At 68.5% G+C, this 13,283-nt stretch carries 13 protein-coding genes; 8 read left to right on the top strand and 5 right to left on the bottom strand.

The features are described from left to right. The first annotated feature begins 38 nt into the window (after positions 1 to 38). A complete protein-coding gene (locus tag ON37_RS32390) occupies positions 39 to 1,079 on the top strand; it encodes a nucleoside hydrolase (protein WP_168441207.1) in 1,041 nt (346 codons plus the stop codon). Beyond that, positions 1,079 to 1,963, top strand: coding sequence for an amidohydrolase family protein (locus tag ON37_RS32385; protein WP_040719165.1), 885 nt, complete (start codon positions 1,079 to 1,081; stop codon positions 1,961 to 1,963). The genes ON37_RS32390 and ON37_RS32385 overlap by 1 nt, the downstream gene beginning before the upstream one ends. Positions 1,964 to 1,993: 30 nt before the next feature. Here the strand turns inward: ON37_RS32385 and meaB are convergent, their stop codons facing one another. The 3 genes from meaB to ON37_RS11900 are packed head-to-tail and all read right to left on the bottom strand — an operon-like array spanning position 1,994 to position 7,298. Next, entirely contained in the window at positions 1,994 to 3,157 is a 1,164-nt protein-coding gene (meaB, locus tag ON37_RS11910) for a methylmalonyl Co-A mutase-associated GTPase MeaB (protein ID WP_083892922.1), read from the bottom strand. Next, the gene (gene scpA / locus ON37_RS11905) at positions 3,154 to 5,415 is read right to left on the bottom strand and encodes a methylmalonyl-CoA mutase (protein WP_040719140.1); all 2,262 of its coding nucleotides are present in this window, start codon (positions 5,413 to 5,415) and stop codon (positions 3,154 to 3,156) included. The genes meaB and scpA overlap by 4 nt, the downstream gene beginning before the upstream one ends. Continuing rightward, positions 5,415 to 7,298, bottom strand: coding sequence for a methylmalonyl-CoA mutase family protein (locus ON37_RS11900; protein ID WP_083892921.1), 1,884 nt, complete (start codon positions 7,296 to 7,298; stop codon positions 5,415 to 5,417). The genes scpA and ON37_RS11900 overlap by 1 nt, the downstream gene beginning before the upstream one ends. A 301-nt stretch (positions 7,299 to 7,599) precedes the next feature. Between ON37_RS11900 and ON37_RS11895 the strand changes: the two genes are divergently transcribed. The 6 genes from ON37_RS11895 to ON37_RS32910 all read left to right on the top strand — a co-directional run bounded on the left by ON37_RS11895 (position 7,600) and on the right by ON37_RS32910 (position 11,707). Next, positions 7,600 to 8,262 (top strand): TVP38/TMEM64 family protein, encoded by a 663-nt coding sequence (locus ON37_RS11895; RefSeq protein WP_040719162.1) that lies wholly within the window; start codon positions 7,600 to 7,602, stop codon positions 8,260 to 8,262. A gap of 188 nt (positions 8,263 to 8,450) precedes the next feature. Further along, positions 8,451 to 8,666, top strand: coding sequence for a hypothetical protein (locus tag ON37_RS33460; RefSeq protein WP_040719139.1), 216 nt, complete (start codon positions 8,451 to 8,453; stop codon positions 8,664 to 8,666). Between the two features lie 11 nt (positions 8,667 to 8,677). After that, the gene (locus ON37_RS11885; RefSeq protein ID WP_040719138.1) at positions 8,678 to 9,757 is read left to right on the top strand and encodes an ABC transporter substrate-binding protein; all 1,080 of its coding nucleotides are present in this window, start codon (positions 8,678 to 8,680) and stop codon (positions 9,755 to 9,757) included. After that, positions 9,754 to 10,587 (top strand): ABC transporter ATP-binding protein, encoded by an 834-nt coding sequence (locus ON37_RS11880; protein WP_040719137.1) that lies wholly within the window; start codon positions 9,754 to 9,756, stop codon positions 10,585 to 10,587. The genes ON37_RS11885 and ON37_RS11880 overlap by 4 nt, the downstream gene beginning before the upstream one ends. A gap of 4 nt (positions 10,588 to 10,591) precedes the next feature. After that, complete coding sequence (locus ON37_RS11875; protein WP_040719136.1) at positions 10,592 to 11,485, top strand: ABC transporter permease; 894 nt, start codon at positions 10,592 to 10,594, stop codon at positions 11,483 to 11,485. Between the two features lie 72 nt (positions 11,486 to 11,557). Next, a complete protein-coding gene (locus ON37_RS32910; protein WP_157171435.1) occupies positions 11,558 to 11,707 on the top strand; it encodes a hypothetical protein in 150 nt (49 codons plus the stop codon). Positions 11,708 to 11,801: 94 nt separating this feature from the next. On the opposite strand, the gene ON37_RS11870 is transcribed toward ON37_RS32910, so the two are convergent. Then, positions 11,802 to 12,137: a transglycosylase family protein gene (locus ON37_RS11870; RefSeq protein ID WP_040719135.1), complete on the bottom strand. Its 336-nt coding sequence runs from the start codon at positions 12,135 to 12,137 to the stop codon at positions 11,802 to 11,804. A 394-nt stretch (positions 12,138 to 12,531) separates the two neighbouring features. Beyond that, the coding region (locus ON37_RS11865; RefSeq protein WP_040719134.1) for a hypothetical protein at positions 12,532 to 13,283 on the bottom strand (752 nt) is incomplete at its 5' end.

Below are 13,283 nucleotides of genomic sequence, written 5' to 3'. Positions count from 1 at the left end.
CGAAACCGGGCCGATACCCTCGCATCGTGCGGCAGACGATGATGGTGGACGTCGATACCGGAATCGACGATTCGCTGGCTCTGCTGTATCTGCTGGCACATCCGCAGCTCGAGATCGCGGGTATCGCCTCGACCGGCGGCAACGTCGCCACCGCGCAGGTGGCGGCGAACAATCTGGCCCTGTTGGACCTGTGTCGGGCGCCGGCGATCGAGGTGGCGCTCGGCGCGGCGCAACCACTGGCGATTCCGCTGCAGACCACCGAGGACACCCACGGACCACACGGCGTCGGATACGCCGAACTCCCGCCCTCGGCGCGTCCGTTGTCCGGGCGATCCGCCGCCCAGCTCTGGGTGGACACGGTGCGGGCCCGGCCGGGTGAGGTTCTCGGGCTGTGCACGGGCCCGCTGACCAACCTGGCGCTGGCGCTCGAGCTGGAACCGCACCTGCCGCAACTGCTTCGGCGGTTGGTGATCATGGGCGGCGCCTTCCGGCATCCGGGCAACACGACGCCGACCAACGAATGGAACGTGCACGTCGATCCGGAAGCGGCGAAACTGGTTTTCGACGCGTTCTCCGCGGCCCCGCCCGAGCGGCGGCCGATCGTCTGTGCCCTCGATGTGACCGAATCGATCGAGATGTTCCCCCACCATCTGAGTCGCATCGCCGACCGGGCGCACAGCGGACCGGTCGCTGTTCCCCACCCCTCCGACCCGCCCGGAACCCGTTCCGACGCCGCCAACCCCATCGTCCGATTCCTGATCGACGCGGTGCGGTTCTACTTCGAATTCCACCAGTTCTACGGACAGGGCTATCTGGCGCATATGCACGATCCGTTCGCGGCCGCGGTCGCGCTGGATCCGGGCCTGGCGGTACTGCGGCCGGCAACCGTCGACGTCGAACTGACCGGAACCATCACCCGCGGCGCCACGGTCGCCGACTGGGCCGGGATGTGGGGCCGTGCGCCCAATGCCGACATCGTGGTCGGGACCGATCCGGAGGCGTTCTTCGACCGGATGGTCGCGCGGATCGGGGATTTCGCGGCGGCGCTGTATCCGCCCGTGCCACAGGAGGTTCGGTGATCACCGACGAGGGCGACCGGGCCGCGGTCGCGCGGTTCCGCAGCCGGCTGGATCTGCCCGGAATCATCGATGTGCATACGCATTTCATGCCGGATCGGGTGCTGCGGAAGGTATGGGCGTATTTCGATTCCGCGGGCCCGCTGATCGGGCGGCCGTGGCCGATCGCCTATCGCGACGACGAACACGAACGGCTGGCGACACTGCGCGGTTTCGGCGTGCGGGCGTTCACCTCGCTGGTCTACCCGCACAAACCCGATATGGCGGCCTGGCTCAACGAATGGGCGGCCGATTTCGCGGCCCACACTCCGGACTGTCTGCACACGGCCACCTTCTATCCGGAGCACCACGCCGCAAGTTACGTCGGCGCCGCGGTCGAATCCGGGGCCCGCATTTTCAAATCCCATATCCAAGTGGGTGACTACCATCCCGGCGATCCGCTTCTGACCGACGTCTGGGGCCTGCTGTCGGAGGCCGGGATTCCGGTCCTGATTCATTGTGGCTCCGGCCCGGCGCCGGGCGAGTTCACCGGCCCGGAGCCGATCTCGGCGCTGCTGCAACGGTTTCCACGGTTGACGTTGATCATCGCCCATATGGGGGTCCCCGAATATTCGGAGTTCCTGGATCTGGCGCAGCGCTACGACAACGTGTACCTCGACACCACGATGTCGTTCACCGATTTCATCGAGGAACGCAATCCTTTTCCGCGCAGCGAATATTCGCGACTGGCCGATCTCGGCGATCGCATTCTGTTCGGCAGCGACTTCCCCAATATCCCCTATTCCTATGCGCACGCCCTGGAAGCGGTCGAGCGGCTCGATCTCGGTGTGGAGTGGGTGCGGGCGGTCTGCCACGACAATGCCGCGCGGTTGTTCCGGCTGAACTGAGAGTCCCCGGGCAGGTTCGGATCGCCCGGGCTACTTCTCGTCGAATGCGCGCAACAGTTCCTCGGCCGCCAGGGCCGGGGTGAGCGATCCGTCGCGGATCTGCTTTTCCACCTGGGCTCGAATGGCCTTCACTCCCGGACTCTCGGCCAGGCGACGCAGCAGCTGATCGTGCACCATCGTCCAGGTCCAGTCGACCTGCTGGCGCCGCCGCTTCTCCGCGAACTCCCCCGCCTCGGTGAGGACGCGACGATGTTCGAGCACGGTGTCCCAGAACGTGTCCAGCCCGGTGCCGTTGAGGCCGCTCATCGTGAGAACCGGTGGCCGCCACAGCGATTCGCGCGGATGGATCAAGCGCATCGCACCCTGTAGTTCGCGCGCGGCAGCACGGGCCTCCACCTCGTGGCGGCCGTCGGCCTTGTTCACCGCCACCAGATCGGCCAGCTCCAGCACACCCTTCTTGATGCCCTGCAACTGATCTCCGGTCCGGGCCAGGGTGAGAAAGCAGAACACATCGACCATATTGGCAACGGTCACCTCGGACTGGCCGACGCCGACCGTCTCCACCAGGATCACGTCGTAACCCGCGGCCTCGAGCAGCACGATGGTTTCCCGGGTCGCCTTGGCGACACCGCCCAGCGTGCCCGCGGTCGGCGACGGACGGATGAACGCGTCGCGCTCGACCGACAGCCGGGCCATGCGGGTCTTGTCGCCGAGAATCGAGCCACCGGTCCGAGTCGAGGACGGATCGACCGCCAGCACCGCGACCCGATGCCCCTGACCGATCAGATACATCCCGAGCGCGTCGATGAACGTCGACTTGCCCACGCCCGGAACGCCGGTGATACCGACCCGGTTGGATTCGGCGGCGCCGGCTTCGGGCGTCAGCTCGAGCAGCAGCCGCTGCGCGGCCTCACGGTGATCGGCTCGGGTCGATTCGACCAGCGTGATCGCACGGGCGAGCGCGGCGCGCTGGTTGTCGCGAATCGCCGCTGCCAGCTCCGCCACATCGATGGTCCGGCGTCGCCCGCCGCCCTGCGACCGCGGTCCCTCCACGCGCAACGCCGGGGGCAGGCCGCGAGCCGTGGACAGGGCTTGGCTTCCGGGCAGCTCCGCCTTGGTGGGCAACTCAGCCTTGGTGGGCAGCTCAGCCCCGGCGGGCGCATCGCCCGCCGAGGTCCGGTCGGCGTCGCTCATTCCGCCTCGGCTTGTCCGCCGATCTCGTGGCCGAGTTCGGCCGCCAGCTTCTGCAGCAGGCCGATCGCGGCGTCGGCGATCACGGTGCCCGGCGGGAAGATCGCCGCGGCGCCGGCGGCATACAGCTCGTCGAAGTCACCGGGCGGGATCACCCCGCCGACGATGACCATGATGTCGGGGCGCCCGACATCGGCCAGTGCCTGCCGCAGGGCGGGCACCAGCGTGAGGTGGCCGGCCGCCAGCGAGGAGACACCGACGATGTGCACGTCGTTGTCGGCCGCCTGCTGGGCCACCTCTTCCGGGGTCTGGAACAGCGGGCCCACATCGACGTCCATGCCCAGGTCGGCGAAGGCGGTCGCGATCACCTTCTGGCCCCGGTCGTGGCCGTCCTGGCCCATCTTGGCGACGAGGATGCGGGGGCGCCGGCCCTCGGCCTCGGCGAATTCCTCGACCAGCTCGATGGCCCTGCTGATATTGGTCACCTTGCCGGCCTCCTCTCGGTAGACGCCCGACAGTGTGCGGATCTCGGCCTGATGGCGACCGTACACCTTCTCCAGCGCGTCGGAGATCTCGCCGACGGTGGCCTTGGCGCGCGCGGCGTCGATAGCCAGAGCGAGCAGGTTGTTGGCCATGCCGCCTTCGGAAGATGCTGCGGCCCTGGTCAATTCGGCCAGCGTCCGCTCCACCTCGGCGTTGTCGCGCTCGGCGCGCAGGCGGCGCAGCTTCTCGTTCTGCTCGGCGCGCACCCGCGAGTTCTCGACCTTGAGGACCTCGATCTCCTGGTCCTCGGTCACCTGGTACTTGTTGACACCGATCACCGGCTGCGCGCCGGTATCGATGCGCGCCTGGGTGCGGGCCGCCGCCTCCTCGATGCGCAGCTTCGGGATGCCCTCCGAAATCGCCTGCGCCATACCGCCGTGCGCCTCGACCTCGGCGATGTGGGCCCGTGCCCGCTCGGCGAGCTGGTGGGTCAGCCACTCCACGTAGTAGGAGCCGCCCCATGGGTCGATCGGGCGTGTGGTGCCCGATTCCTGCTGCAGCAGCAGCTGGGTGTTGCGGGCGATGCGCGCGGAGAAGTCGGTGGGCAGCGCCAGCGCCTCGTCGAGGGCGTTGGTGTGCAGCGACTGGGTGTGACCCTGGGTCGCGGCCATCGCCTCGACACAGGTGCGCGCGACGTTGTTGAACACGTCCTGCGCGGTCAGCGACCAGCCCGAGGTCTGCGAGTGGGTGCGCAGCGACAGCGACTTCTGGCTCTTGGGCTCGAACTTCGACACCAGCTCGCTCCACAGCAGCCGGCCGGCGCGCAGCTTGGCGACCTCCATGAAGAAGTTCATGCCGATGGCCCAGAAGAACGACAGCCGCGGCGCGAACTGATCGATCTCCATGCCCGCGTCCAGGCCGGCGCGAATGTATTCGACGCCGTCGGCCAGGGTGTAGGCCAGCTCCAGGTCGGCGGTGGCTCCGGCTTCCTGGATGTGGTAGCCGGAGATGGAGATGGAGTTGAACTTCGGCATCTTCGCGGAGGTGTAGGCGAAGATGTCGGAGATGATCCGCATCGAGGGCTTGGGCGGATAGATGTAGGTGTTGCGGACCATGAACTCCTTCAGAATGTCGTTCTGAATGGTTCCGGCCAGCTGTTCGGGCTTGACGCCCTGTTCCTCGGCGGCGACGACGTACAGCGCCAGGATCGGCAGCACCGCGCCGTTCATGGTCATCGACACCGACACCTGATCCAGCGGAATCTGATCGAACAGTTCCCGCATATCCAGAATGGAGTCGATGGCGACGCCGGCCATCCCGACGTCACCGGTGACGCGCGGGTGGTCGGAGTCGTAGCCGCGATGGGTGGCCAGGTCGAAGGCGACCGACAGACCCTTCTGGCCGGCGGCCAGGTTGCGGCGGTAGAAGGCGTTGGAATCGGCGGCGGTGGAGAAACCCGCGTACTGGCGGATGGTCCACGGCTGATTCACGTACATGGTCGGATACGGGCCGCGCACGAACGGCGCCACACCGGGCACGCTGTCGAGCGGGTAGCCTTCGGCCACCACGGCATCGCGGTCGGCCTTGGTGTACACCGGCGCGACGTCGATACCTTCGGGGGTCGCCCAGACCAGTTGTTCGGGCGCGTAGCCGTTGGCGGCGGCCGATTCGGCGACGAACGCCTCGACGTCACCGCCACCGGCCTGCGCGGCCGCCGGTTCGCCCAGCGGCACCTCGGCGAAGCTGCCGATCACGTGGTTCACATCTCGAGTAGTCATTACGCTCCCAGCTTCTCCAGCAGGCCGGACAGGGTCGCCACCGCGTCCATGCGGGCCGTGAGGAATCCGTCCGGCCGCTGTGTGCCGCTCACCTCGGCCACCGCCTTCTCCGGTCCGGCCAGCAAGACCGTGGCCACACCCGCGCTGCGCAACTGCTGCACCGCGGCCGCCGCTTCGGTGCCGTAGCGGGCGTCGCTGCCGCACAGCACCGCCATCGTCGCGCCGGATTCGGTTGCGGCCGCCCCGATTCCGGCGATCTCCAAGGCACCCGGATTGACGGTTTCGATACCGCCGGAGGCGAGCACGTTCGCGGCGAAGGTGACCCGGACGTTGTGTTCGGCCACCGGGCCCAGCGGCACCAGCAGGGCACGCGGACGACGACCGTGGGCGGCCAGATACGCGTCGGACCGGTTACGCAACTGCTCGAAGGCCGCGCCCCGGCGAGCCGGGACTCCGCCGCCGTAGCGGGAGGGCAGGTCCGCAGCCCGGGCGGCCTCCGACAGGGGCTCCTCGGCGAGGTTCGGGAATTCGTTCACGCCGGTGACGGCGGTGCGGCGATGGGCGATATCGGCGTCGCGCCGCGCCGCGGTCTCGGCGATGCGCTCGGCCACCAGACCCGATTCGAGAGCGCTGCGGTATCCACCGGCGCGCTCGATCTCCTGCATGAACGACCAGGCGGCGGCCGCCACCTCCGCGGTCAGGCTCTCCACATGCCAGGATCCGGCGCCCGGGTCCTGTACGTGACCCAGATGCGATTCCTCGAGCAGCAACAGCTGCGTATTGCGCGCCATCCGTTCGGAGAACGCCTGCGACACACCGAGTTCCCCGGCGGGCAGCGCCGCGTCGAAGGGCAGCACCGTGACCAGATCGGCGCCGCCGACGCCAGCGCCGAACGCGGCCAGCGTGGTGCGCAGCATGTTCACCCACGGGTCGCGCTGGCTGAGCATCGGTTCCGAGGTCACCGCGTGCTGGGGAGCGTTGCCGAAGTCCGGCGCGCCGACCTCGTGGGCGATCCGGGCCCAGAGCCGGCGCGCGGCACGGAATTTCGCGATGGTCTCGAACTGATCGTCGGTGGCCGCGAATCGGAAGCTCACCTGGTCCAGCGCATCGGCGATATCGAGGCCGGCATCGGTGAGCGCGCGCAGATAATCCAGACCCGCGGCGACCGCGGCACCGATTTCCTGCGCGTCGGAGGCACCGGCGTTGTGGAAGGCCATGCCGCACACCGTGATCGCGCGCACCGTCTCGGTACGGGCGGCGGCGGTGCGGGCCAGCGCGACGGTAGCGTCCAGGTCGGCATCGGGCAGGGCGGCGAAGCGGCTGGTGAGCGGCGCGGCGCCGAGGAAGACGCGGATGTCGGAGCGATCGGCGACCTGATAGCCGTCGAGCAGCGACAAGACCTGCGCCGTGGCGGCCGGGGCATCGGCTCCGGCGGACAGGGTCAGCGGCGCCAATTCGAAGAGCAATCCGCGCAATGCATCGGGCAGGCCGGCGACCGGCACACCGTCCGCGCCCACGCCCAGCCATACCGCACTGACGCCGTTTTCCAGCGCGGCGAGGATCTCCTCGTTGACGCGGGCGGGATCCGAGCCGGTGAAGCGGGCGCTGACATACCAGCCGCGGTGGACGTCGCGCGTCGCCTCGTTGCCGCGCACGAACGGGAACCGCCCCGGCAGCGGCTGCTCGGGCAGTTCGTCCCGGCGCGTATACAGCGGCGCGACGGTGACACCGTCGTAATTGGTGACCGCGAGCAAGCGCTCCGGCTCGTCGCCGAGCTCCGCGGCGTCCACCTTGCGAGATTTGGCCAGAACTCCGGCCACGCCCTTACGCCATGCGGCGTATCCGGGCACGGTGTCCGCGTCCGGATCTGAACCGATCGGCATCGCTGCTGCACCTCTTCCACTCGACTGGCCGATACTTCACCTGTACCGGATACCGGTGCTGCAACCCAAGTCTTCGCAGCGCCTTCGCAACCGGCTGTGTGTCCGCTTCACAATCCGCGGGCCGCGCGATACCGGCAGGTGAGCGGCCAGTTCGGTTAACGACCATTCCGCAACCTTCACTCGATGCTAGCCCCGTGTTCGCACATGCTTCGCACGGCGTCGCACTACCAACCGGTAACCTGTCGCGGTGCGGAGGACGACGGATGTGGCGTTGCGACTGCTGCGCAATCGACGGGTCGTGATGCTGCTGGTGCTCGGCGCCGCGCTGGTCGCGGTGGCCGCACTGGCCCCGCATCCGGCTCCGCAGCAGATTAGGGACTGGGCCGATTCGATCGGCCCGGTCTTTCCGCTCGTCTTCTTCCTCGTGCACGCGATCGTCACCGTCGCACCGTTCCCCCGGACCGTTTTCACCCTCAGCGCGGGGCTGCTGTTCGGGCCGGTGCTCGGGATCGGCCTGGCCGTGGCGGCGACGACGGTGAGCGCGGTGCTCGCCCTGCTGCTGGTCCGCGCGCTCGACCGCGACCAGGTCGCGGCGCGGCTCGACCATCCGGCGGTGCGGGCGGTCGACCGTCGGCTCGCCCGGCGTGGCTGGTTGGCGGTCGGTTCGTTGCGGCTCATCGCACCGGTCCCGTTCTCGGTGATCAACTACTGCGCCGGCCTGTCCTCGGTGCGACTGCTGCCGTACCTGCTGGCCACCTTCTTCGGCATCATTCCCGGCACCGTCGGCATCGTCGTCCTCGGCGACGCGCTGACCGGGCGGACAGAGCCCGGCCTGCTGGTGCTGTCGGGGATCTGCATCACCATCGGCGTCATCGGACTGGTCGTCGATGCGCGATGGGGCGCCGACCAATTCGCCGAGACCGCGGCCGAAGCCGAGGCCGCGGAACAGCCCGCCTCCCGCTGACCCGTCCGGCGCCACCTGCCACGGTCGGCGGTCCCCGGTCGCGAGTGACCATCCCGCGGATCCGATGTCGGCACGCACGGGTCCCGTTCGGCCCCACCGGGATCGGCTCGCGCTGCGCACAACCATTGCCCCAGGTCCCGGGGTCGGTCAGAGTGCGAGTTGACGATTTCGGCTCGGCAGGAGGATGTATGGCCGCCACCGACACAGGCGCCGGCGGTGCGGGTACGGCACCGAACCACCTCCTCGGTCTGACCCGCCGCCGCACGGTCGATCTCATGCGGGTGCCGCACGGGATCTGTCACGCCCGCCCGCGGCCTCGCCGCCTCGAAGCACCTGTCAGGCACCACGTTTCGCAGATCCGCCCGCAGCGATCCCCGCTCGGGATCGCGAAACGCATTCAGTGAAAGAACCGATCATGTTGTCGTTCGGACGACCTCGGGTCGTGCGTGCCCTCGCCGCCGCACTGGCCCTCCCCCTCACCGTCGCGATCGCCGCCGGCTGCTCCGACTCCGGAGCCGGCACCACCGCCGACGGCAAGACGATTCTGCGATATCAGGGCCAAACCGGCGCCGTCACCGCCTACGAACTCGCCGCCGACCTGGGCTACTTCACCAAGGTGCGGCTGAAATGGGAAGGCGACACCACCAGCGGCCCGGCGAATATCCAGGCTGCGGCGACCAAGCAGATCGAATTCGGCAGCGCCTTCAACGGCGCCGTCGTCAAACTCGTCAGCGGCGGCGCGCCGGTCACCTCCGTGCTCAGCTCCTACGGCGCGGATGCCCTGAGCTACACCGGCTACTTCGTCCGCGACGACTCCGGCATCCGATCCGCGCGCGATCTGATCGGCAGGAAGATCGGCGTGAACACCCTCGGGGCACACCACGAATTCATCACCCGGCAGTGGTTGCACGATCAGGGTCTCAGCGATGCCGAGATCAAGCAGGTGCAGCTGGTGGTGCTGCCGCCGGCCAACACCGAGGACGCGCTGCGCAAGGGGCAGATCGACGCCGCGGCGCTGGGCGGACCATTGCAGGACACCGCCCTCGCGCACGGTGGGCTGCACGCGCTGTACACCGACAAGGATCTGTTCGGCCAGTTCGATTACGGCACCTATGTTTTCCGCAACGATTACCTGCAACAGCATCAGGATGCCGTGGCCGACTTCGTCCAGGGCACGGCACGGGCGATCCGCTGGCTCCAGGTGACGCCGCGCGATCAGGTGGTGGCCCGGATGACCACGATCATCCAGCAGCGGGGGCGCAACGAGAACACCAACCTGCTCCAGTACTACAAGAGCTCCGGGCTCCCGGTCCCGGGCGGTGTGATCCAGGAGCGCGAATTGCAGATCTGGATCGACTGGCTGGTCCGCAACGGCGAACTGCCCGCCGGGACGCTGGCGGCGAAGGATCTCTACACCAACAAGTTCAACCCCTACGCCAACGGCACCTACCCGCCCGCCAGCGGGCCGACGGGAGAGGCGGTGGCCGCGAAATGAGCGGTACAGCAATCAAACTCGCATTGGACGGGGTGCGTAAACAGTTTCCCGCCCGGGGCGCCGGCACCCCGTTCACCGCGCTCGAGGACATCACGCTGCAGGTGCGCGACGGGGAGTTCCTCGTCCTGGTCGGCCCGAGCGGTTCGGGTAAGTCGACGCTGCTCGACCTCCTCGGCGGACTCACCCGGCCCAGCCACGGCCGAATCCTGCTCGACGGCACGCCCGTGACCGGACCCGGACTCGATCGCGGCATCGTCTTCCAGCAGTACGCGCTGCTGCCGTGGCGCACCGCGCGCGGCAATATCGAATTCGGCTTGGAGGCCAAGCGGATTCGCCGCCGGGAGCGGCGCGCGATCGCCGAGAACTATCTGGAGCTGGTCGGGCTGTCCGGATTCGGCGACCGATATCCGCACGAGCTGTCCGGCGGGATGAAGCAGCGGGTGGCCATCGCCCGGAGCCTGGCCTTCGATCCCGAACTGCTGCTGATGGACGAGCCGTTCGCCGCGCTCGACGCGCAGACCCGGGAATCCCTGCAAGACGAATTGCTGCGCATCTGGCGCACCACCGGCAAGACCATCCTGTTCATCACCCACGACATCAACGAGGCCGTCTACCTCGGTCAGCGGGTGGCCGTGCTCACCTCGCGGCCGGGACGGATCAAGGCCGTGGTGGACATCGATCTCGACCGCGACACCGATCCGGATGCCGACCTGCGTTCCAGCGAGCACTTCAGTGAGATCCGGCATCGGATCTGGTCCCTACTGCACGACGAGGTGGCCCGCGCGCAGGGCTTGGAGCAAGCCGACTTCGCCGCCACCGACAGGAGGTAATCCCGTGTCCACCGCATTGCCCGCCGTCGCCGAGGCGACGCTGGTTCCGAAGCAGGCGCCGCCGGCCGCCGGCGCTCCCGCTCTCACCCCCGCCCGCGACGACTCATCCGGGCGCCGGCTGGCCCGCGGCGCCGGCCGGCTCGCTTGGCGGGTCCTCAAGCCCGCGCTGGTCATCGCGTTGTTTCTCCTGTTCTGGGAGGTGGCGCCGCGGCTGGGCCTGGTCGATCGGATCTTCCTGCCGCCGTTCTCCACCGTGGTGCAGCGCGGCGAGGAACTGGTCCGCAACGGCCAGCTCTGGGACAACACCTCCGCCAGCCTCGGCCGTTCGCTGACCGGATTCGCGATCGCCGTCGCGCTCGCCGTGCCGGCCGGCGTCGCGATCGCCTGGTACAAGCCGATCGCCGACTTTCTGAACCCGCTGCTCGAATTGTTCCGCAATACCGCGGCCTTGGCGCTGCTGCCGGTGTTCATCCTCATTCTCGGTATCGGTGAGACCTCCAAGGTCGCCATCGTGGTCTACGCCGGATTCTTCCCGATTCTGCTCAACACCATCAGCGGCGTGCGCGCGGTGGATCCGTTACTCGTGAAATCGGCTGTGTCCTTGGGCTTCTCACCGCTGCGGCTGTTTCAGAAGGTGATCCTGCCCGCGGCGGTACCCACGATCTTCACCGGCATCCGAATGGCGGCCTCGGCCTCGATACTGGTCCTGATCGCCACCGAAATGTCCGGCGCGCGGGCCGGTCTCGGCTATCTCATCACCGCGGCCCAGCAGAATTTCCAGATTCCCGACATGTATGTCGGGATCGTCGCCATCGCCCTGGTCGGCCTGATCCACAACGCGGTCCTCGTGACCATCGAGCGGCGGCTCACGCGCTGGCGCCCGCCCACCGACCGCTGACGCGTCCGTTCGAAGGGACCGCGACCGTCCCTGCCGCCATCACGAAAAACGTTTCATCAATTGCAATGCGAAATGGACGAATTCGCCTGGGGCGCATACGCGCCGATCCGGCAGGAGCGCGGACTGTTGCGCAGCGAGTACACCGCCGACACGCTGCGCGGGCACTACGGGCTGCCGCCGGTCGAGAGCCGGTTCGCGGCCGACCCGCCGATCAGCGCCTGACCCCGCCCAAAACGACGTCGGGCCCCTCCCGGAGCTCCGGGGAGGGGCCTGACGGCACGTTCATCGATGCGGCCGAAACCGCGCGGGCGAACCCTTACAGGTAGGCGCCGCAGACCGGCCAGGCGCCGGGGCCCTGGCTGGCGAGCACGTTCTCCGCGACCTGGATCTGCTCCTCACGGCTGGCGTTGGCGGGGCTGCCGCTACCGCCGTTGGCCTCCCAGGTGCTCTGCGTGAACTGCAGGCCGCCGTAGAATCCGTTGCCGGTGTCGGCGCCCCAGTTGCCGCTGGCCTCACACTGGGCCACGGCATCCCAATCGTGACCACCGTCGGCAGACGCGGTGGCGGTCAGGCCGAAGGGGACGGCGACGATGGCGCCGGCGACGGCGGCGAAGCCGAGTGCGCGAGTGCTGAACTTACGGTTACGAGACATGTGGGGTTTCCTGCCTGCGCCCAACCAGCCCGGCGGTGACGATCGCGGGCCCCTGTCCCCAGGTATGTCGGGGTCGAACTCGAATCGCGGGACAGGGTTGCCGGTGTTCAGCGATTCGAGCGTCAGCCCGTAATCACGAGCCGTCGACGACGATAACGAACGAATCTCGATAGATCACGTTGCGGTAACAACCAAACTGTCTCCACCCATCGGTGAGACTATTCGCGTTTACGCAGCGCACAATGCGATTAACGCGCGTTACATATCTGTAGTTATATAAACGTTATGTGGTCGAGATCACTGAGAAATAGTGACCCAGGTCGCATGACGCTGCCCGATTCGCGTGGTTCGAGGCCGGAAATCGGCCAACTTCGCAGGTCGGGGCCCGGTTCGGCTACTGCTCGACGAGGCGCACCGGCCATCGATCCACGGTCTCCGGCGAGGTCAGCCCGGCGTGTCGCAGCGCCTGCGCGACACGCCGGTGATAGCGCTCCGCGAGGCGGGAACCACCGTTCGCGGCATCAGGACGCCGCTTTTCGGCGTAGGCCAACCAGCCCGCCGCCTGCCGCAGCACCTCACCGGTGTCCAACGGCCCCTCGAGCAGCAACGACCCGTACTCGGGTGCCACGGTGGCCGCGCTACCCAGATGCTGCAGGCAGCGGCAGATACCGAGCTCGTGGCCGACTCCGCGATAGCGGGTCAGCGCCAGCAGCCACCACCGCAACGCCCGCCGGGGCTCGCCGCGCATCCACCAGAGCACGCCCAGGACCTCGAAGGTGTGGGCTCGTCCGGTCGGATTGCGACCGCCCCTGGTCAGCACCTCGGCCAGTTCCAGGCGATCCCGCGCGGCCTCGAGCCGGCCCTGGTGCAGATGGACGATGGCCAGGTCGACCAGGGCGGATACCTCGCCCGCGATGTCGCGGCGCGGCAGCAACCACCAGGCACGCTCGAACCCGTCGACGACCTCCGCGAGCGGCGGCGCCGGATCGTGCAGTGGGGTGAGCCCGGCCCGGGCCCGGCACCACCGGGACCGGCCGTTCGCCCGCCGCGCGGCTGCGGCACCGGCCGGCGGCGAGCCGGTCGAGGTGCCGGGCGCATCGTGGGCGCGTTGCCACTGCTCGAGCTGCCGCAATGCCGACTCGTGGG

Origin of the sequence: Nocardia veterana NBRC 100344 (assembly GCF_000308855.1) — a bacterium.
In the GTDB taxonomy this organism is placed as follows: Bacteria; Actinomycetota; Actinomycetes; order Mycobacteriales; family Mycobacteriaceae; genus Nocardia; species Nocardia veterana.
The sequence above is the reverse complement of the archived record's forward strand: the minus strand, read 5'-3'. Positions and strand labels throughout refer to the sequence as shown.